Below are 17,558 nucleotides of genomic sequence, written 5' to 3' on the forward strand. Positions count from 1 at the left end.
ACTCGGGGCCCGAGGCCCTTCCCGCCTGTGGACAACGGGTGAGGAGGTTCCTTGTTGCAACTATGCTGGGCTGGTCATGACTTCCGCAGATCAGCCCGTTCCGGGGCACACCGACGGCGGTCCCGCTTCCGAGCGGGACCTCGCCGCGATCGAACTCCAGTTGGGCCGCCAACCGCGCGGGGTCCGTGCCGTCGCGCACCGCTGCCCCTGCGGTCTCCCCGACGTGGTGAAGACCGCTCCCCGCCTGGAGGACGGCACCCCTTTCCCGACCCTGTACTACCTGACGTGCCCGCGCGCCGCCTCGGCGATCGGCCGGATGGAGAACGAGGGCCGGATGCGCCAGATGCAGGAGCGCCTGGGCGAGGACCCCGAGCTCCGGGCCGCCTACACCAAGGCCCACGAGTCCTACCTGGACGAGCGGGCCGAGCAGGCGCGCGCCGACGGTCTGGAGCCGCTGCCCGAGGGTATGCAGAGCACCGGGGGCATGCCGACCCGGGTCAAGTGCCTGCACGCCCTGGTCGGCCACGAGCTGGCCGTGCCGGGCACCAACCCGTTCGGTGCCGAGGCGCTGACCGAGCTTCCCGAGTGGTGGGCCAAGGGCCCGTGCGTGTGCGTGGACGACGAAGCCCCCGAGGGTGACGAAGCACCTGAGGGCACTGAAGGGACGAACGCCTCATGACCGGTGTCGCGGCGATCGACTGCGGAACCAACTCGATCAGGTTGCTGATCGCCGACGTCGTCTTCCTGGGCGATGACGAGGTCCAGGTGGTGGACGCCGACCGGCGCATGGAGATCGTGCGGTTGGGCCAGGGCGTCGACGAGAGCGGCGCGTTCGCCCCCCAGGCGCTGGAGCGGACCTTCGAGGCGCTGCGCGGCTACGCCGAGGCGATCGAGGCGCACGGGATCGAGCTGGGCCCGGACACGGTGCGCATGGTCGCGACCAGCGCGACCAGGGACGCCGGCAACCGCCAGGAGTTCGTGGACGGGGTCCGCGAGATCCTGGGCGTGGAGCCCGAGGTGGTCACCGGTCTGGACGAGGCGGAGCTGTCCTTCGTGGGCGCCACGGCCGAGTTGGAGGCGCAGGCCGCCGACGGCGAGTCCGACGGCGACTTCACCACGCCCTTCCTGGTGGTCGACATCGGCGGCGGCTCCACGGAGTTCGTGCTGGGCGGCGTGGGCGAGGCCGAGGACGAGGAACTGGTGCGCGCCTCGCTGTCGGTGAACATCGGCTGTGTGCGGATGACCGAGCGCCATCTGCGCTCCGACCCGCCGACCAGGGAGCAGGTCGAGGCGGCCACGGCCGACATCGACGCCGCCCTGGACGAGGTGGAGAAGGTCGTCCCGCTGCGCGAGGCCGGTTCGGTGGTGTGTGTGGCCGGGACCGCGACCACGGTCGCCGGGATCGCGCTGGACCTGCCCGAGTACGACTCCGAGCGGATCCATCACTCGCGGGTCTCCGCCGAGGATCTGGAGCGGATCACCGGCGAGCTGCTGGCCTCCCGGCACGCGGAGCGCTCGGAGATCGGTGTGATGCACCCGGGGCGCGTGGACGTGATCGGGGCGGGCGCCCTGGTGCTGTCCCGTGTGCTGGCGCGCACCGGCGCCGACCACTTCACCGCGAGCGAGCACGACATCCTCGACGGTGTCGCGTGGAGTCTCATCGCACCGGAGTAGTCCGGTAGGGCCTGGAACACCCGGGCGGTCCGGTCGATCGGAAGCACCCCGCCGACCGTGCCCGCCCGTGTGACTCCTGTGACCCGGGTGAGCCGGAGTAAATCGGTGCTCATCATTGCTCCATCTCCTGGAAAGGGAACTTCGGGCATCCCGGAGGGGTCTTTCGGGGGTTCGGAGCAGGGTCCTCGGGTGAGACGCATCACCCGTTCGACCCTTGTGAATGCATTCACAACCCATCTGACCTGCGAAAATGTCTCCGCGTTGCACGCGGGGATGGTTCGAAGGTGGGCGGATGTGAACCTTCACTGTCGGGAGGTGCTTGTGAAAGAATGCACAAGCAACCTTCCAAAGAGTCGGGGTAAGAACCACGGCTCAGCGGGACCCGGCGCCAACCGGCGCCGGGCGACCGAAGAACCGTGACAGCCTTCGCGGCCCTTGAGGCAAGGGCGCCACAGATTAACCGTTAGGGCGGAAATGCGATGACCGAGAGCAGGAACTACCGGCTGGTGCACGGCGGCGGGGACGAAGCGGAGATCCCGCACATCCTCATCGTCGGCGGCGGTTACCTCGGGATGTACACCGCGAGGCGACTGGAGAAGAAGCTCGGGTCCGGTGAAGCCCGCATCACCGTCATCGACCCGAACTCCTACATGACCTACCAGCCCTTCCTGCCCGAGGCCGCGGCCGGCAACATCTCGCCGCGCAACGTCGTGGTCCCGCTGCGGAAGGTCTTCGACCGGGTCCGCGTGCTGGGCGGCCGCGTCGTGCGCATCGACCACGCCGACAACACGGTCCGCTACGAGCCCAACGTGGGTGAGCCGCAGACCCTCCGCTACGACTACCTCGTGATGGCGGCGGGCGCGGTCTCGCGCACCCTGCCCATCCCGGGCCTGGCCGAGTGGGGCATCGGTATCAAGACCGTCGAAGAGGCGGCCTACCTGCGCAACCACGTGCTCAACCAGCTCACCATCGCCGACTCCACCGACGACAAGGCCGTGCGCGCCAAGGCGCTGAGCTTCGTGTTCGTCGGCGGCGGGTTCGCCGGTGCCGAGGCCATCGCCGAGCTGGAGGACCTGGTCCGCGACGCGGTCCGCGTCCACCCCTCGATCGAGCAGAGCGAAGTGAAGTTCTACCTCATCGAGGCCGCGGACAAGATCCTGCCCGAGGTCGGCCCGGAGGTCGGCGAGAAGGCGCTCAACCAGCTGCGCCGCCGTGACATCGACGTCCGCCTCAAGACCTTCCTCGAGTCCGCCGTGGGCCAGCGCATCAAGCTCAGCGACGGCGCCGAGTTCGACGCCGGCACCCTGGTGTGGACCGCGGGCGTCAAGCCCAGCCCGGTCGTCTCCGCCAGCGACCTGCCGCTGGGCCCCAAGGGCCACGTGGACACCAGCGAGTACCTCACCGTCAACGGCACGGACAACGTCTTCGCCGGTGGCGACAACGCCCAGGTGCCCGACGGCAACGGCGGCTACTACCCGCCCAACGCCCAGAACGCCGTCCGCCAGGCCCCGGTGCTCGCCGACAACGTCATCGCGACGCTGCGCAACGGCAAGCTCAAGGCCTACAAGCACAAGAACCTCGGCGCGGTCGCCGGTCTGGGCGTGCACAAGGGCGCGGCCCAGCTGTTCGGCAAGATCAAGCTGAACGGCCGTCTGGCCTGGTACGCGCACCGCTCCTACCACCTGCTCGCGGTGCCCACCTTCAACCGCAAGCTGCGGGTCCTCTCGGACTGGACGCTCGCCTTCTTCCTGCGCCGCGACTTCGCCGCGCTCCCGGAGATGTCGGATCCGCGCCAGGCCTTCGAGGAGGCCAGCCAGCCCCAGGTCGAGGACGGCCGCCTGCGCCGGGTCAGCTGACCTTCTGCCCGATCTCGCAGGACACGCCCTGACACGGCACGAATGACGTACTCGAAACGGCCGGGTTCCCTCCGAACCCGGCCGTTTCGTGTCCCCATCCGGCCAAGCCGAACCAAAGTGGGCAATCGGCCCGGCCGGTATGATGGGCACGCCCTCGTAGCCCAATGGAAGAGGCAGGCCCCCTAAAAGGGTCACAAGTGTCGGTTCGAGTCCGACCGGGGGTACTCAGCTCTTCTCTTGCGGACCCCTTCGGGCGACCATGAACGCCCGGAGCCGCTGCCGGCTCAGTGCTGTTCCATCAGCAGTTGGAGCTGGGTGAACAGGCGCTCGCCCGGATCACCCAGGTCGATGCCGCTCACGGCCGCCGCGCGGCGGACGCGGTAGCGCAGGGTGTTCGGGTGGATGTGCAGGCGCTCGGCCGCCGCGCGGGCGTCGCCGAAGGCCTCCAGGTAGGCCAGCAGCGAGTGCACGAGGTCGGCGCCGCCCGCCTGGTCGTACTCGATCAGGCGGCTCACCCGGGGGTCGCGCAGGGACGGGTCCGCCCTCAGGTGGGCGAGGGTCTCGCTGATCAGTACCCGGGAGCGCACGTCGGAGATGGTCGCCACCTCCCAGTCGGTGCCGCCGTCCAGGTCGCGGCCCATGGCGTCCAGGACCCGGTCCGCCTCCGCGCGGGATTCGGGGACGTCGCCCAGCCGCTCCACCAGCGAACCCACGGCTGCCTGCACGCGCAGCCCCAGCGCGGCCCGGGCCGCCGCGACGGTCTTGCGGGTCAGCGCCAGAACCGACTGCTCCACCCCGCGCCAGCCGTCCCCGCCCGGGGCGCGGGCCAGGTCCGGCAGCAGCACGTAGACGCGGCCGTCGAGCTCGGTCACCAGGGAGCTGCGCCGGTAGGCGGCCGCGTGCACGGAGACCAGGTCGATGAGCTGGCGGCGGCGCAGCTCGCGCACCGGCCGGTCCGGGCGTTCCCCGGCCTCGGCGCCCTCCGCCTCCGCGGTTTCCGAGCCACCCCCCGAGCCACCTGAGCCAGCCGACCCGGCCGAGGGCTGGCTCAGCGAGAAGGCCACCACCAGCGCGGCCCGCTCGGTGTGCACCTCCACGGTGTCGGCGAGCGCGCCCGCGTCGATGCGTCCCTCCAACAGGCTGGACAGCAGGTCCTCCCGCAGACGCAGCCCGGCGCTGGCCTGGGTGCGCTGGCGGATCATCTGTAGCGCGGTGGTGCGGGCGGCGCCGAGCAGGGCCTCCTCCGCGTGCCGGGCCAGCGGCTGGGAGCCCTCCTGCACCCAGATCGCCCCCAGCGGCTGGCGTCCGGCGTGGATGCCCACCGCCAGGCGGCGGCGGATGCCGAGTTCGGGATGCTCCTCGATCCGCACCACCTCCTCGCCCGCGCGCAGCTTGGTGAACACGCCCCACTCCCGCAGCAGCGCGAGGTAGGACTCGGGGCCCTGGCGGCCCAGCACGGACAGGCGGCGCAGCTCGTCCACCTCGGCGCCGCTGGAGTAGGCCAGCACCCGGCTGGCCGAATCCTCGATGCTCACCAGACCGCCGGTGAGCTGGGCGATGGTCTGCGCCATGGAGAACAGGTCGCCGCTGGCCTCGCCCAGGTCCTCCGAGGCGGTCAGCCGGGCGTCGTCCACGATGTTCTGGCAGATCGACTGGAGCTGGTCCCAGCGCACCTCGGGCCGCACGGCCAGCAGCGCGACCCCGCTCTCCTGGGCCTCGGCGCGCAGTGTCCGCAGTTCGTCCGCGGCTCCCGAACGCGGGGAACGGCCCCGGTGCTCACCGGACGGCGGGATGGTCTCCTCGGCGGGGGAGTGCCCGCCGGCCTTGACAGCGACCGCCGCCGCGCCCTGCCCGGCCAGCACCCGGACCAGCCGCCGGGCCGCCCCGCCGCGAACCCCGATCAGCAGGACCAGGTCACCCTCGCGGGCCTCCACCCGGTCCTCGGGGTCGATGATCACGACGTTGTCCACCTGAACATCGAGACCGTCGGGCGCCGCAGCCACGTCCACGATCGGGTCACCGAGGGCCAGCAGCAGCCTGCGGAGCGGCAGGCCCGCGCTCTCTTCGCCATGTGTTCCTACTTGACCAGGCATGATGTCGTTCCTCGCCGGTGGGGTGCGTGGACTGACATTACTGGAGTCGCGGGGGCGGGGAACCGGGGTGCGCGCGTTCATGTATGCCTCGGTTTGTCCAGGTGAACAAATAAGGCTGGCAAAGAGTGGCCCGGCCCACAAGGTATGGACGTCCACGTTCTGAGACCGTTGAATCAGCCCAACCCTGCTCGTTCAGGGACATTCTTTCCAGGGAGGTGCCCATGGACGCCGTGACCAACGTCCCGCTGCCGGTGAACGAACCCGTTCTCTCCTACGCGCCCGGGAGCGCCGAGCGCGCCGAGCTCGTCGCCAAGCTCGAGGAGCTCGGCCGCGAGAGCATCGACCTGCCGATGCGCATCAACGGTGAGAGCCGGATGGGCGGCGGCGACCCGATCGACGCCGTCCAGCCGCACAACCACGCGGCCGTCCTCGGCACCATGCGCAACGCCACCCACCAGGACGCCCGCGACGCCATCGCCGCCGCGAAGGCCGCCGCCCCCGCCTGGCGCGCCATGTCCTTCGACGACCGCGCCGCGATCATCCTGCGCGCCGCCGAGCTGCTCGCCGGGCCCTGGCGCGCCACGATCAACGCCGCCACCATGCTCGGCCAGTCGAAGACCGTCCAGCAGGCGGAGATCGACTCGGCCTGTGAGCTCATCGACTTCTGGCGCTTCAACGTCTCCTACGCCCGGCAGCTCATGGAGCAGCAGCCCCTGAGCGTGCGCGGCGTGTGGAACCGCATGGAGCAGCGCCCGCTGGAGGGGTTCGTCTACGCGATCACCCCCTTCAACTTCACCGCCATCGCGGGCAACCTGTCCACCGCCCCCGCCCTCATGGGCAACGTGGTCGTGTGGAAGCCGTCCCCCACCCAGCAGTTCGCCGCCGAGCTGACCATGCGCCTCCTGGAGGAGGCCGGCATGCCCCCGGGCGTCATCAACATGGTCACCGGTGACGGCCTCGCCGTCTCGGACATCGCGCTGAACGACCCCGAGCTGGCCGGTGTGCACTTCACCGGTTCCACCAAGACCTTCCAGCACCTGTGGAAGAGCGTCGGCGAGAACATCTCCAACTACCGCTCCTACCCGCGCATCGTGGGCGAGACCGGTGGCAAGGACTTCATCGTCGCCCACTCCTCCGCCGACCCGGAGATCCTGCGCACCGCCATCGTGCGCGGCGCCTTCGAGTACCAGGGCCAGAAGTGCTCCGCCGCCTCGCGCGCCTTCGTGGCCCGCTCGGTGTGGGAGAAGATGCGCGACGACCTGGTCGCCGAGACCGAGGCCCTGACCATGGGCGACGTCACCGACCTGTCGAACTTCATCGGCGCCGTCATCGACCGCCGCTCCTTCGACAAGCTGGCCAAGGTCCTGGAGGACGCCAAGTCCGACCCGACCCTGCAGATCATCGCCGGCGGCACCGCCGACGACTCGGTCGGCTACTTCGTGCGCCCGACCATCATCGAGGGCACCGACCCGACCAACGACGTGTTCCGCACGGAGTACTTCGGCCCGATCATCGCCGTCCACGTCTACGAGGACGACGACTTCGAGTCGGTCCTGAAGATCGTCGACGAGGGCTCCGCCTACGCCCTGACCGGCGCCATCCTGGCCAACGACCGCGCCGCGGTGGCCAAGGCGACCGAGGCCCTGCGCTTCACCGCCGGCAACTTCTACATCAACGACCGCCCGACCGGCTCCATCGTCGGTCAGCAGCCCTTCGGCGGCGGTCGCGCCTCCGGCACCAACGACAAGGCGGGTTCGGCCCAGAACCTGTCCCGCTGGGCCAGCCCGCGCGCCATCAAGGAGACGTTCGTCGCGCCGACGGTCTCCTCCTACCCCCACCAGGGGTAGTCACCGGCGGCGTACCCCCTTCTCCGTCCTGAGGGGAGTCCGCCGCCACCCGGGGCCCGTTCCCCGGCGGCCCGCGCCGAGTGAGCCGCCGGGGAACGGGGCCCCGCGCCCCCCGAGGAACCCACCGCGCGGTCGGCACACCGGCCGCGTTCATCGTCCGCGCCAGCCCAACCCGCTCGCGCACGTCTTCGTCGAGGTAACCATGCTTCGTAAGCCCCTGCTGCTCGCCGCCAGGTCCACGACCTGCCGCACGATCGTCGAGCGCACTCCCATGACCCGGGCCATGGTCTCCCGCTTCGTCGCGGGCGCCACCATGGAGGAGGCCCTGCCCGCCGTCCACGAGCTGGCCAGGGACCGCTACATCACCCTGGACTTCCTCGGTGAGGACACCACGGACCTGTCCCAGGCCGCCGGCACCGTGACCGCCTACCAGGAGCTGCTCGCCGCCCTGGGCGAGGCCGGTCTGGGCGACCGCGCCGAGGTCTCGGTCAAGCTCTCCGCCGTCGGCCAGTTCCTGAACGCGGACGGCGAGAAGATCGCGTTGGAGAACGCGCGCAGGATCGCCGAGGCAGCCAAGGCGGTCGGCACCACGGTGACCTTCGACATGGAGGACCACACCACCGTCGACTCCACGCTGGCCATCCTGCGCGAGGTGCGCCAGGACTTCCCGTCCACGGGCGCGGTCCTGCAGGCCTACCTGCGCCGCACCGAGGCCGACTGCCGCGACCTCAGCGGCGAGGGTTCGCGGGTGCGCCTGTGCAAGGGGGCCTACGACGAGCCCGAGTCCGTGGCCTTCCGCGACAAGCACGAGGTGGACAAGGCCTACGTGCGCGCGCTGAAGGTCCTCATGGAGGGTGACGGCTACCCGATGGTGGCCTCGCACGACCCGCGGATGATCGCCATCGCCGGTGAGCTGGCCGCCGCCCACGGCCGCGGCGCGGACGACTACGAGTACCAGATGCTCTACGGCATCCGGGACGGCGAGCAGGTCCGCCTGGCCGCCGAGGGCAAGCGCATGCGCGTCTACGTCCCCTACGGCGACGAGTGGTACGGCTACTACATGCGCCGTCTGGCGGAGCGCCCGGCCAACATGCTGTTCCTCGCGCGGTCCCTGGTGACCCGCAACTAGAGCCCAGCCGGACCAGCACACAGCCGAACCAGCGCTCAGCCGACTCGCAGCCGAGGGCGGCGGAGCCGACAGCGGGGCCCGTACGAACCGGTGACACGGGTGCGGGCCCTTCGTGCTGCGGGAACCCCGTGCCCCCGGTCCGCGTGCAGTCGGGACCCGTGGCGTTCACCCGTCCACGGGCAACGTGATGCAGCCGGTACCGCCCAGGTCCAGGACCAGCCCGTCCGGGGTGCGCACCAGGCGCAGGACCAGCACCTCGCAGTTCGGGCAGCACGCCACCAGACCGGGACCGTCGGCGTGGACCCGAAGCTGGGCGAACGCGCCGCGGTCGCCGCAGCGGGCGCAGCGCCGCTCCGCCGCGGTCACGTCCACCGCGAACACCTCCGACAGAGGCCCGGCCAGGACATTGCCGTCCAGGTAGGCACGGTTGGTGGGCGCGTTCATCGTTCGCCTCCGCTGCCGTAGCGTTCGGTTCGGATCCGGCGCGGGTCGTGGCCCAGAGCGACCAGTGCGTCGGCGACGGTCTCCACGAACCCGGTGGGCCCGCACACGAAGCACACCGGTGCGAACTCGGCGGGGAACCCGTGGGTGTTCAGGTCGGCGACGCTGAGCCGTTTGGCCCCGCGGACCGACCCTTCGGGCGCGGTGCGGGTGTAGGCCAGGAACACGTCGACGCCGGGCCCCGTCGTGGGCTTCAGTTCGGAGCGGTAATAGCGGTCGTCAGGCGTGCGCAACGAGTACAGGACCCTGAACAGGGCCTTGCTGCCGGTCCGCCGACGTTCGCGGACCATGCTCGTCAGCGGGACGACCCCCGAGCCCCCGCCGATGAGGACGACGGGGTCGGGTTCGGCGGTGTCCCATACGAACCAGCCGCCCAGTGGGCCGCGCACCTCCACCTGGTCGCCCACAGCGAAATCCCGGACCAGGTAGGGGGAGACCTCCCCGCCGGGCGCCAGTTGGACGGTGAGTTCCAGGCGCTCGGGGGCGGAAGCTGAAGCGATGGAGTAGGAGCGTTCGGCGGTGTAGCCGTCCTCCGCGGTCAGACGCACGTCGACGTGCTGTCCGGGGCGGTGCCCGGCCCAGCCGGGGATGGACAGCACCAGGGTGCGGGCGGTGGGTGTCTCCCACCGGTCGGCCTCCAGCGCGGCCGGGATCCAGCGGGCCACGGGTCAGTCCCCCCGGTAGCGCTGCTCGCGCCACGGGTCGCCGTAGTCGTGGTACCCGGCCTGCTCCCAGAACCCGGGCTCGTCGTCGGGCAGCAGGGTCAGGCCTTTCACCCATTTGGCGGACTTCCAGAAGTACAGGTGCGGGACGATCAGGCGGGCCGGGCCCCCGTGCTCGGGCGCCAGGGGCTCGCCGTCGAAGGTGTGGGCGATCCAGGCCTGCCCGTCGGTGAGGTCCTGCAGGGGCAGGTTGGTGGTGTAGCCGCCGTAGCAGTGGGCCAGGGCATAGTCGGCGGTGGTCTCCACGTCCTCCAGCAGAGTGTCCAGGCAGACCCCGACCCAGTCGGTGTCGAGTCTGGACCAGCGCGTGACGCAGTGGATGTCCACGTGCGGTCTCTCCTGGGGCAGGGCCATGAATTCGTTCCAGGTCCACTGGTGGCGGGCTCCGGTCTCGGTGGTGACCGTGAAGGTCCAGGTCGCGGTGTCGACCCGGGGTGTGGGGCCCACGGTCAGGACCGGGAAGTCGTGGGTCTCGTACTGGCCGGGCGGAACGCGGGTGGGGTCTCCGCCTCGTCGTCCGTGGAATCCCCTGGTGATGAGGTTCATGCCTGTCCTCGGTAGGTGGTGGTCGCGATGCCCTGGCACTTACCCGGGCGCCGCGGACGCTAGGGGAGGAACCTGGTAAAGGAGAGGAAACTCGGATGGCCCACGCAGCGCTGAGCGCTGCCTCCTGGCCCTGCTTGCGTCAAGTCTCGGTCGGGCCGGTTTTCGTCGAACCCTTCCTGATTACGTCTTGGCGGGGATCGAGTCGACGACCGGCCGCGGAATCTGCGCAGCGCGGATGAAGAACGTGGCCTGAGTCCAGCGGACCCAGACGACCAGGGAGCGATCCGTCCGACCCCGTACGAGGCCGGACGGAGAGACGGGGAGAGGTGTCCGAGGAGAAGGTGGTCCTGGAGCAGGCCGCCCAGGAGTTCGCCGACGCCAATGCCAACCCGCCCTTCATCCACGAACTCCCGCCTGAGCAGGGGCGGGAGACCCTGGAGGGTGTGCAGGGCGGTGACGGGGTGTCCAAGCCCGAGATCACCGAGGAGTGGATCACCGTGGAGGGAGGGCCCACCGGGCAGGCGCCGACGCGGATCGTGCGCCCGGCCGGCGCCACCGGGGTCCTGCCGGTCGTCTTCCACATCCACGGCGCCGGCCGGGTGTTCGGCAGCGCCAACACCCACGACCGGCTCGTGCGGGAACTGGCCGTGCGCACCGGTGCCGCGGTGGTCTTCCCCGAGTACGACCTGGCCCCGGAAGCCAAGTACCCCACCGCGATCGAACAGAACTACGCGGTCGCCCAGTGGGTGGTGCGCCACGGCGCGGAAGAGAACCTGGACGGCACGCGCGTCGCGGTGAGCGGCGACTCGGTGGGCGGCAACATGGCTGCGGTGTTGGCGCTGATGGCCAAGGACCGCGGTGACGTCGAGCTCAAGGGGCAGGCGTTGTTCTACCCGGTGACCAACGCCGATTTCGACACCGACTCCTACCACCAGTTCGCCACCGGGTACTTCCTGAACCGGGACGGCATGATGTGGTTCTGGGACCAGTACACCACCGACGACCAGTACACCACCGACCCCGAACAGCGGGCGGAGGTCTACGCCTCGCCGCTGCGGGCCTCCCCGGAGGAACTGCGCGGGCTGCCCCCGGCGATCGTGCTCAACGGTGAGGCGGATGTGCTGCGTGACGAGGGTGAGGCGTACGCGCGCAAGATGCGTGAGGCGGGGGTGCCGGTGACGGCGGTCCGCTTCCAGGGATGATCCACGACTTCATGATGGTGGACAGTATGCGTGACACCCACGCCAACCAGGCGGCGCTGCTGCTGGCCGCTGACTTCCTGGCCAACGTGCTGGGTACCCGGTCCGCCGTCCCACGGCAGCAGGCGGGGCAGCGGGCCAGGCAGGGCGTGCGTTAGCCCGCACCCGGCCAGGGCCGGGCGAGCCGGGCAGGACAGGATGCGGGGCGGGACCCGCGGGGGTTCCGCCCCCGTGTGTGCCAGGGTGTGATCCGTGCCATCACGGTCGCGTCGCGGATGCGCGTTCACAGGTCGTGTCCGAGGCTGTTTCGCAACGGTGACCTGGCCCCCGGAACCCGCGGACGGGGCCGTACGTTACTTTGTGGGCAGCAAACCACGCGTGAAAGGCCTTTACTAGACATGCGGATGCGGAGTTCCAACCCCGTCCTCAAGCGGGCGCTACAGCAGCAGTCCGGACCTCAGCAGGGCTATGGGCAGCAGGGTTACGGACAGCCCTACCCGCAGCAGCCCTACCCCCAGCAGGGTTACGGTCAGCCGGGTTACCCGCAGCAGGGTTACCCCCAGCCGGGTTACCCGCAGCAGGCGGCGGCCGACCAGCCCATGACCATCGACGACGTCGTCGTGCGCACGGGTATGACCCTGGGCGCCGTCGCGATCGTCGGTGTCATCAACTACTTCCTCTTCATGAGCAACCCCGCCCTCGGCATGGGTCTCATGTTCGTCGGCATGATCGGCGGGCTCATCCTGGGCCTGGTGATCGCGTTCAAGCAGATGACCAGCCCGGTCGCCATCCTGATCTACGCGGCCCTGCAGGGTCTGCTGGTCGGCGGCCTCTCGGCTCTGCTCGGCAGCATGCTGTCGGCGCAGCTGGGTGACGCCTCGGCGGGCACCTCGCTGGTCACGCAGGCCGTGATCGGTACGGTCGCGGTCTTCGGTGTGATGCTGGCGCTGTACAAGTACCGCATCATCAAGGTGACCGACGGCTTCGTGAAGGCCGTCTCGTACGCCGTCCTGGGCGCCGCCGCCCTGATGCTGATCAACTTCGTGCTCAGCTTCTTCATCGCCGGCGGCATGGGCCTGCGCGAGCCGACCTGGCTGGGCCTGGGCGTCGGCATCGTTTTCGTGGTGCTGGCCGCCCTGACGCTGGCCATCGAGTTCCGCGGTATCGAGGAGGGCGTCGCCGCCGGCATCCCGAGCAACTTCGCCTGGCAGTTCGCCTTCGGCCTGACCGTCTCCCTGGTCTGGCTGTACATCGAGATCCTGCGTCTGCTCTGGCTGATCAAGACGATGTTCGCGGACTAGTACCGCTGGTGCCGCTCAGGTACCTCCGCGCCCGCGTAGACACGTTCGGCGTGACGAGGGGCCGTCACCCGGGTTCTTCCCGGGGGCGGCCCCTTCGCCGTGCCCGGAGTGCGGGCACTGAGGTGTCAGGGCGGGTCAGACGGTCTCTCGGCGCGGTGTCGGGATGGAGCGGTTCCTGCGACGACGGTCGTATTCGGTGACGATGGCCTGGGCGTAGCCATGGGTGAGGTCGAACTCGTCAGCGAGCCAGTACGACCGGTCCGTGGGGCGCAGCAGGCCCGGTCCCTTGTCGAGCGAGTCGAACCACTCGTGGAGTCCTCGGCCGGTCACGGCCGGGATGCGTTCGATGAGCTTTGCGTGGATCTCCGGCGAGTGGGTTACCGACATAGGCACCTCCGCAGTGCGTTGGGCGTGTGGCACTTACCTGCGACCCTGCATCAGGATCACGGTTTGGACAAGCCCTGGCCGCCAGCTTTTACCTTGCGGGTGCGCGAACGTTTCCCTGCGGGACGTTCATAGGTGTCTCGAACATGACAAAAGGGGCTCCGGGTGGGAGTCCGAAGCCCCTTCGCGGCCTGGGACGCAGGCGGACCGAGAGTCAGCTCAGGCGCTGCCTAGCTCAGACGCTCGAAGATGGCCGCCATGCCCTGGCCGCCGCCGACGCACATGGTCTCCAGGCCGAAGGTCTTGTCGTGGAACTGGAGGCCGTTGATCAGCGTGCCGGTGATGCGCGCGCCGGTGCTGCCGAACGGGTGGCCGACGGCGATGCCGCCGCCGTTGACGTTCAGCTGGCTGTCGACGTCGATGCCCAGCTGGTCGGCGGAGGGCAGCACCTGGGCGGCGAAGGCCTCGTTGATCTCGGCCAGGTCGATGTCGCCGATCGCCATGTTGGCGCGGGCCAGGGCCTGCTTGGAGGCCTCGACCGGGCCCAGGCCCATGATCTCCGGGCTCAGGCCGGTCACGCCGGTGGAGACGATGCGGGCCAGCGGGGTGATGCCCAGCTGCTTGGCCTTGGTGTCGCTCATGACGACCAGCGCGGAGGCGCCGTCGTTGAGCGGGCAGGCGTTGCCCGCGGTGACCGTGCCGTCGGGGCGGAACACCGGCTTGAGCTGCGAGACCTTCTCATAGGTGGTGCCGCGGCGGATGCCGTCGTCGGTGCTGACCACGGTGCCGTCGGGCAGGGTCACCGGGGTGATCTCGCGCTCCCAGAAGCCGTTGTCCAGCGACTTCTCGGCGAGGTTCTGCGAGCGGACGGCGAACTCGTCCTGGCGCTGACGGGAGACGCCGGTGATCTCGGCGACGTTCTCCGCGGTCTGGCCCATCTCGATGTAGGCGTCGGGCAGGTTCCCGGCTTCGCGGGGGTCGGTCCAGGTGCCCTGGCCGCCCTCCTTGCGCTTCTCGGTGCGCGCCGTGGCGTCGGCGAAGAGCGGGTTCTGGTTCTGCGGGTTGTCGCTGCTGCCGTTGACGAAGCGGCTGACGGTCTCCACGCCGGCGGAGACGAACACGTCGCCCTCGCCCGCCTTGATGGCGTGGTAGGCCATCCGGGTGGTCTGCAGGGAGGAGGAGCAGTACCGGGTGACGGTGGTGCCCGGGACGGTGTCCAGGCCGAGCTGCACGGCGACGATGCGGGCCATGTTGAAGCCCTGGTCGCCGCCGGGGAGGCCGCAGCCGAGCATGAGGTCGTCGATGCTCTTCGGGTCGAGCTCGGGGACCTTGGCCAGGGCGGCGCCGACGATCTGGGTGGTCAGGTCGTCCGGGCGCAGGTCCTTGAGGGAGCCCTTGAAGGCTCGGCCGATCGGGGAGCGCGCGGTTGCGACGATGACTGCTTCGGGCATGTTCTTCGTCCTTGTTCGGGGCACGGCAAGACTTGTTACTGGCTAGTTAACCTGTCCGGCGGTTCCCGGCGCCACCCGGGGTCGGCCTTGGCGCGTCGTCGCTTTCACCGGACTCGGCGCTGCTCGGCGCGGTCGCGGGCCTGGGCCCGCCGCGCAGCCGGAAGGGGCCACGGATGAACGCGGCCCAGCTGCCGTGCTGCCCGGAGGGTGCCTGGTCAGCGGCGCGCGAGACCTCGGTTCCGGGGGTCTGCGCGGCCACCACGGCGGCGCGGTCCACGGGCAGGACCCCGGCCGTGCGCTCGCTCTCGTCGATTTCGGGGAGCAGTCCCAGGGCGGCGCAGACGGAGGGCAGGACGACGAACGCGGCCTGTGCGTACCCGCGAGCTGACGGATGGAATCGGTCGGGCCCGAACATGGAAACCGGGTCGGACCGAAAGTCCTCGGCCAGGACGTCGCTCAACGAGACCGTGCGTCCGCCCACCTCCGTCACCGCGATGGTCTGGGCGGCGGCCAGCTGCCGGGAGGCCCGCCGGGCCACCGAGCGCAGCGGCCAGCCGATGGGACGGACGGTGCCGAGGTCGGGGCAGGTGGCCACGACCACGGGGGTGCCCCGCTCGACCAGCCCCCGGGTGGCCTCCCGCAGCGCGGCCACGGCGTCGTTGGGGCGGATCCGGCGGATGACGTCGTTGGCACCGATGAAGATCACCGCCACGTCGTAGCGCTTCTCCGGGATGTGGCCCTCGCCGCGCTGGACCTGCGCCGCGAGGTCGGCCGAGGTCGCTCCGGGGGTGGCCGTGCAGCGCAGCCACACCGGGCGGTCCGCGGCCGCGGCGAGCCCCGCGGCCAGGTGCGCTCCGGGGGTCTGGCGGGACTCGGCCACCGCGAACCCGGCGGCAGTGGAGTCGCCGAGCATCAGCAGGCGCAGCGCAGGGCCCTCGCCGTCCCCGAAGGTGCCGTTGGCCCGCGGGCGCTTCCACTTCGTGTGCCCGATCGCGTTCTTGGCCAGTCGCGCCTGCAGATACAGGAGCGCGACGGTGCCCCCGCCCACGAGCGTGAGCCCGCCGCCGCCGAAGGCGGTGGCGGCGGCGATGCGTCGTGCTCGCGCGGCTCGCAGCATCGGTGCCCCCTCACCCCTCGAAGCGCCGGAAGACTCCCCATCGACGTTACCGGGGGGCCGCCCCGCGGTCACGCACCCCGACGGCACACAACCGGCGCCTCGGGGACAGTCAACTCGAACGGCGCGGCGACCGCTTTCGGTCGGGGCCCCAGCACCGGTTCGGACCGGTCCACACCGCTTACGGGGGCGGCGAAGACGCTGGTTGGTGAGGTTAGAGTCAGAATGTGGGGGACCGGACCGGTCCTCACCTGCCTCGGGCGCACCGGGGAACCGACACCGGCGGGCCGAAGACCCGGTCGCCACTATGCAAAGGAGCAAAGTTGCGGGTACACGACTCACTGATCGACCTGGTCGGGGACACCCCGTTGGTCCGTCTTCGGAAGGTCTCCGAGGGGTTGGCCCCGACGATCCTGGCGAAGGTCGAGTACTTCAACCCGGGCGGCTCGGTCAAGGACCGGATCGCGCTGCGCATGGTCGAGGCCGCGGAGAAGAGCGGGGCGCTCCAGCCCGGCGGCACGATCGTCGAGCCCACCTCCGGTAACACCGGTATCGGCCTCGCGCTCGTGGCGCAGGAGAAGGGCTACCGCTGCGTCTTCGTCTGCCCGGACAAGGTCGGACCGGACAAGCTCTCGGTGCTGCGCGCCTACGGCGCCGAGGTCGTGGTCTGCCCGACCACGGTCGCGCCCGAGCACCCCGAGTCCTACTACTCGGTCTCCGACCGGCTGGCCGCGGAGATCCCCGGGGCCTGGAAGCCGAACCAGTACGAGAACGAGAACAACCCGGAGTCGCACTACCACTCCACGGGGCCGGAGATCTGGGACCAGACCGAGGGCCGCGTCACCCACTTCGTGGCGGGTATCGGCACCGGCGGAACCATCAGCGGTACCGGCCGCTACCTCAAGGAGGCCTCCAAGGGCTCCGTGCAGGTCGTGGGCGCCGACCCCGAGGGTTCGGTCTACTCGGGCGGCAGCGGGCGCCCGTACCTGGTCGAGGGCGTCGGCGAGGACATCTGGCCGGGCACCTACGACACGGCGATCTGCGACGAGATCGTGGCGGTCAGCGACAAGGACTCGTTCCTGATGACCCGTCGTCTCGCCAAGGAAGAGGGCCTTCTCGTCGGCGGCTCCTGCGGCCTCGCGGTCGAGGCCGCCCTGCGTGTGGCCGCCGACGCCGGCCCCGACGACGTCATCGTCGTGCTGCTGCCCGACGGCGGCCGCGGCTACCTCGGCAAGATCTTCAACGACGAGTGGATGGCCGACTACGGCTTCCTGTCCGCGGAGACCGAGGAGGCCACCGCCGGCCAGGTGCTGGGGGACAAGGAGGGCGAGATGCCCGACTTCGTGCACAGCCACCCGGACGAGACCGTCGGCACCGCCGTGGCGATCATGCGCGAGTACGGTGTCTCCCAGCTGCCCGTCATGAAGGAGGAGCCGCCGGTCATGGCGGCCGAGGTCGTCGGTTCCATCGCCGAGCGCGACCTCCTCGACGCCCTCTTCGACGGCCGGGCCGAGCTGGACGACCTCGTCGAGACCCACATGGGCAAGCCGCTCTCCACCGTCGGTACCGGTACCCCGGTGAGTGACTGCGTCCGCCTGCTGCGCACCTCCGGCGCCCTCGTCGTGCTGCGCGACGGCAAGCCGGTGGGCATTCTCACCAGGCAGGACCTGCTGGCCCACCTGTCGGGCTGATCAAGCCCCCTCCCGGCCCCGGGCGGCACTCGAACCGAGCGCCGTTCGGG

Annotated in this window: 14 protein-coding genes, 1 tRNA gene and 1 pseudogene; 9 read left to right on the top strand and 7 right to left on the bottom strand. The window is 70.4% G+C overall.

The window, feature by feature from the left end; genetic code table 11:
- Nucleotides 1-76: 76 nt before the first annotated feature.
- From HNR07_RS30910 to HNR07_RS30925, 4 genes are all read left to right on the top strand, one after another.
- A complete protein-coding gene (locus HNR07_RS30910) occupies nt 77-679 on the top strand; it encodes a DUF501 domain-containing protein (protein ID WP_184369575.1) in 603 nt (200 codons plus the stop codon).
- Nucleotides 676-1,674, top strand: coding sequence for a Ppx/GppA phosphatase family protein (locus HNR07_RS30915; RefSeq protein ID WP_184369578.1), 999 nt, complete (start codon nt 676-678; stop codon nt 1,672-1,674). Before HNR07_RS30910 ends, HNR07_RS30915 begins: the two co-directional genes overlap by 4 nt.
- A 479-nt stretch (nt 1,675-2,153) precedes the next feature.
- A complete protein-coding gene (locus HNR07_RS30920) occupies nt 2,154-3,530 on the top strand; it encodes an NAD(P)/FAD-dependent oxidoreductase (protein ID WP_184369581.1) in 1,377 nt (458 codons plus the stop codon).
- A 150-nt stretch (nt 3,531-3,680) separates the two neighbouring features.
- Nucleotides 3,681-3,754 (top strand) — tRNA-Leu (locus HNR07_RS30925).
- A gap of 60 nt (nt 3,755-3,814) precedes the next feature.
- Here the strand turns inward: HNR07_RS30925 and HNR07_RS30930 are convergent.
- Nucleotides 3,815-5,623 carry a PucR family transcriptional regulator gene (locus HNR07_RS30930; RefSeq protein ID WP_184369583.1) on the bottom strand — a complete coding sequence of 603 codons (1,809 nt, stop codon included), beginning with the start codon at nt 5,621-5,623 and terminating at the stop codon, nt 3,815-3,817.
- A gap of 221 nt (nt 5,624-5,844) precedes the next feature.
- Between HNR07_RS30930 and pruA the strand changes: the two genes are divergently transcribed.
- Both pruA and HNR07_RS30940 read left to right on the top strand, forming a co-directional pair.
- A complete protein-coding gene (gene pruA, locus HNR07_RS30935; protein ID WP_184369586.1) occupies nt 5,845-7,470 on the top strand; it encodes an L-glutamate gamma-semialdehyde dehydrogenase in 1,626 nt (541 codons plus the stop codon).
- A gap of 202 nt (nt 7,471-7,672) precedes the next feature.
- Nucleotides 7,673-8,599, top strand: a complete 927-nt coding sequence (locus HNR07_RS30940; protein ID WP_184369589.1) for a proline dehydrogenase family protein — start codon at nt 7,673-7,675, stop codon at nt 8,597-8,599.
- Nucleotides 8,600-8,764: 165 nt separating this feature from the next.
- Here the strand turns inward: HNR07_RS30940 and HNR07_RS30945 are convergent, their stop codons facing one another.
- The 3 genes from HNR07_RS30945 to HNR07_RS30955 are packed head-to-tail and all read right to left on the bottom strand — an operon-like array spanning nt 8,765 to nt 10,368.
- Nucleotides 8,765-9,043 (bottom strand): DUF6510 family protein, encoded by a 279-nt coding sequence (locus tag HNR07_RS30945; RefSeq protein WP_184369592.1) that lies wholly within the window; start codon nt 9,041-9,043, stop codon nt 8,765-8,767.
- A complete protein-coding gene (locus tag HNR07_RS30950) occupies nt 9,040-9,765 on the bottom strand; it encodes a ferredoxin reductase (protein ID WP_184369595.1) in 726 nt (241 codons plus the stop codon). Before HNR07_RS30950 ends, HNR07_RS30945 begins: the two co-directional genes overlap by 4 nt.
- Nucleotides 9,766-9,768: 3 nt before the next feature.
- Nucleotides 9,769-10,368 (bottom strand): molybdopterin-dependent oxidoreductase, encoded by a 600-nt coding sequence (locus tag HNR07_RS30955; RefSeq protein ID WP_184369598.1) that lies wholly within the window; start codon nt 10,366-10,368, stop codon nt 9,769-9,771.
- A gap of 326 nt (nt 10,369-10,694) precedes the next feature.
- Between HNR07_RS30955 and HNR07_RS30960 the strand changes: the two are divergent.
- Both HNR07_RS30960 and HNR07_RS30965 read left to right on the top strand, forming a co-directional pair.
- Nucleotides 10,695-11,725 (top strand): annotated as a pseudogene (locus HNR07_RS30960) (alpha/beta hydrolase).
- A 240-nt stretch (nt 11,726-11,965) separates the two neighbouring features.
- Entirely contained in the window at nt 11,966-12,868 is a 903-nt protein-coding gene (locus HNR07_RS30965) for a Bax inhibitor-1/YccA family protein (RefSeq protein WP_184369601.1), read from the top strand.
- A gap of 135 nt (nt 12,869-13,003) precedes the next feature.
- On the opposite strand, the gene HNR07_RS30970 is transcribed toward HNR07_RS30965, so the two are convergent.
- From HNR07_RS30970 to HNR07_RS30980, 3 genes are all read right to left on the bottom strand, one after another.
- Nucleotides 13,004-13,255 (bottom strand): DUF4287 domain-containing protein, encoded by a 252-nt coding sequence (locus tag HNR07_RS30970; RefSeq protein ID WP_184369604.1) that lies wholly within the window; start codon nt 13,253-13,255, stop codon nt 13,004-13,006.
- Between the two features lie 227 nt (nt 13,256-13,482).
- Nucleotides 13,483-14,703 (bottom strand): acetyl-CoA C-acetyltransferase, encoded by a 1,221-nt coding sequence (locus HNR07_RS30975; RefSeq protein ID WP_184369607.1) that lies wholly within the window; start codon nt 14,701-14,703, stop codon nt 13,483-13,485.
- A gap of 46 nt (nt 14,704-14,749) precedes the next feature.
- On the bottom strand, nt 14,750-15,820 hold the full coding sequence (locus tag HNR07_RS30980; protein WP_184369609.1) for an SGNH/GDSL hydrolase family protein: 1,071 nt from the start codon (nt 15,818-15,820) through the stop codon (nt 14,750-14,752).
- A gap of 320 nt (nt 15,821-16,140) precedes the next feature.
- Here HNR07_RS30980 and HNR07_RS30985 point away from each other — a divergent pair, with 320 nt between their 5' ends.
- Entirely contained in the window at nt 16,141-17,508 is a 1,368-nt protein-coding gene (locus HNR07_RS30985) for a cystathionine beta-synthase (RefSeq protein ID WP_184369612.1), read from the top strand.
- The last annotated feature ends 50 nt before the right edge of the window (nt 17,509-17,558 follow it).

It is taken from the genome of Nocardiopsis metallicus, from assembly GCF_014201115.1.
Taxonomy (GTDB): Bacteria; Actinomycetota; Actinomycetes; order Streptosporangiales; family Streptosporangiaceae; genus Nocardiopsis; species Nocardiopsis metallicus.

What these genes read in the sequence shown, in the direction of transcription:
- HNR07_RS30910 (WP_184369575.1), top strand. Translation starts at nt 77, where the DNA reads ATGACTTCCGCAGATCAGCCCGTTCCGGGGCACACCGACGGCGGTCCC.
- HNR07_RS30915 (WP_184369578.1), top strand. Translation starts at nt 676, where the DNA reads ATGACCGGTGTCGCGGCGATCGACTGCGGAACCAACTCGATCAGGTTG.
- HNR07_RS30920 (WP_184369581.1), top strand. Translation starts at nt 2,154, where the DNA reads ATGACCGAGAGCAGGAACTACCGGCTGGTGCACGGCGGCGGGGACGAA.
- HNR07_RS30930 (WP_184369583.1), bottom strand. Translation starts at nt 5,623, where the DNA reads ATGCCTGGTCAAGTAGGAACACATGGCGAAGAGAGCGCGGGCCTGCCG.
- pruA (WP_184369586.1), top strand. Translation starts at nt 5,845, where the DNA reads ATGGACGCCGTGACCAACGTCCCGCTGCCGGTGAACGAACCCGTTCTC.
- HNR07_RS30940 (WP_184369589.1), top strand. Translation starts at nt 7,673, where the DNA reads ATGCTTCGTAAGCCCCTGCTGCTCGCCGCCAGGTCCACGACCTGCCGC.
- HNR07_RS30945 (WP_184369592.1), bottom strand. Translation starts at nt 9,043, where the DNA reads ATGAACGCGCCCACCAACCGTGCCTACCTGGACGGCAATGTCCTGGCC.
- HNR07_RS30955 (WP_184369598.1), bottom strand. Translation starts at nt 10,368, where the DNA reads ATGAACCTCATCACCAGGGGATTCCACGGACGACGAGGCGGAGACCCC.
- HNR07_RS30965 (WP_184369601.1), top strand. Translation starts at nt 11,966, where the DNA reads ATGCGGATGCGGAGTTCCAACCCCGTCCTCAAGCGGGCGCTACAGCAG.
- HNR07_RS30970 (WP_184369604.1), bottom strand. Translation starts at nt 13,255, where the DNA reads ATGTCGGTAACCCACTCGCCGGAGATCCACGCAAAGCTCATCGAACGC.
- HNR07_RS30975 (WP_184369607.1), bottom strand. Translation starts at nt 14,703, where the DNA reads ATGCCCGAAGCAGTCATCGTCGCAACCGCGCGCTCCCCGATCGGCCGA.
- HNR07_RS30980 (WP_184369609.1), bottom strand. Translation starts at nt 15,820, where the DNA reads ATGCTGCGAGCCGCGCGAGCACGACGCATCGCCGCCGCCACCGCCTTC.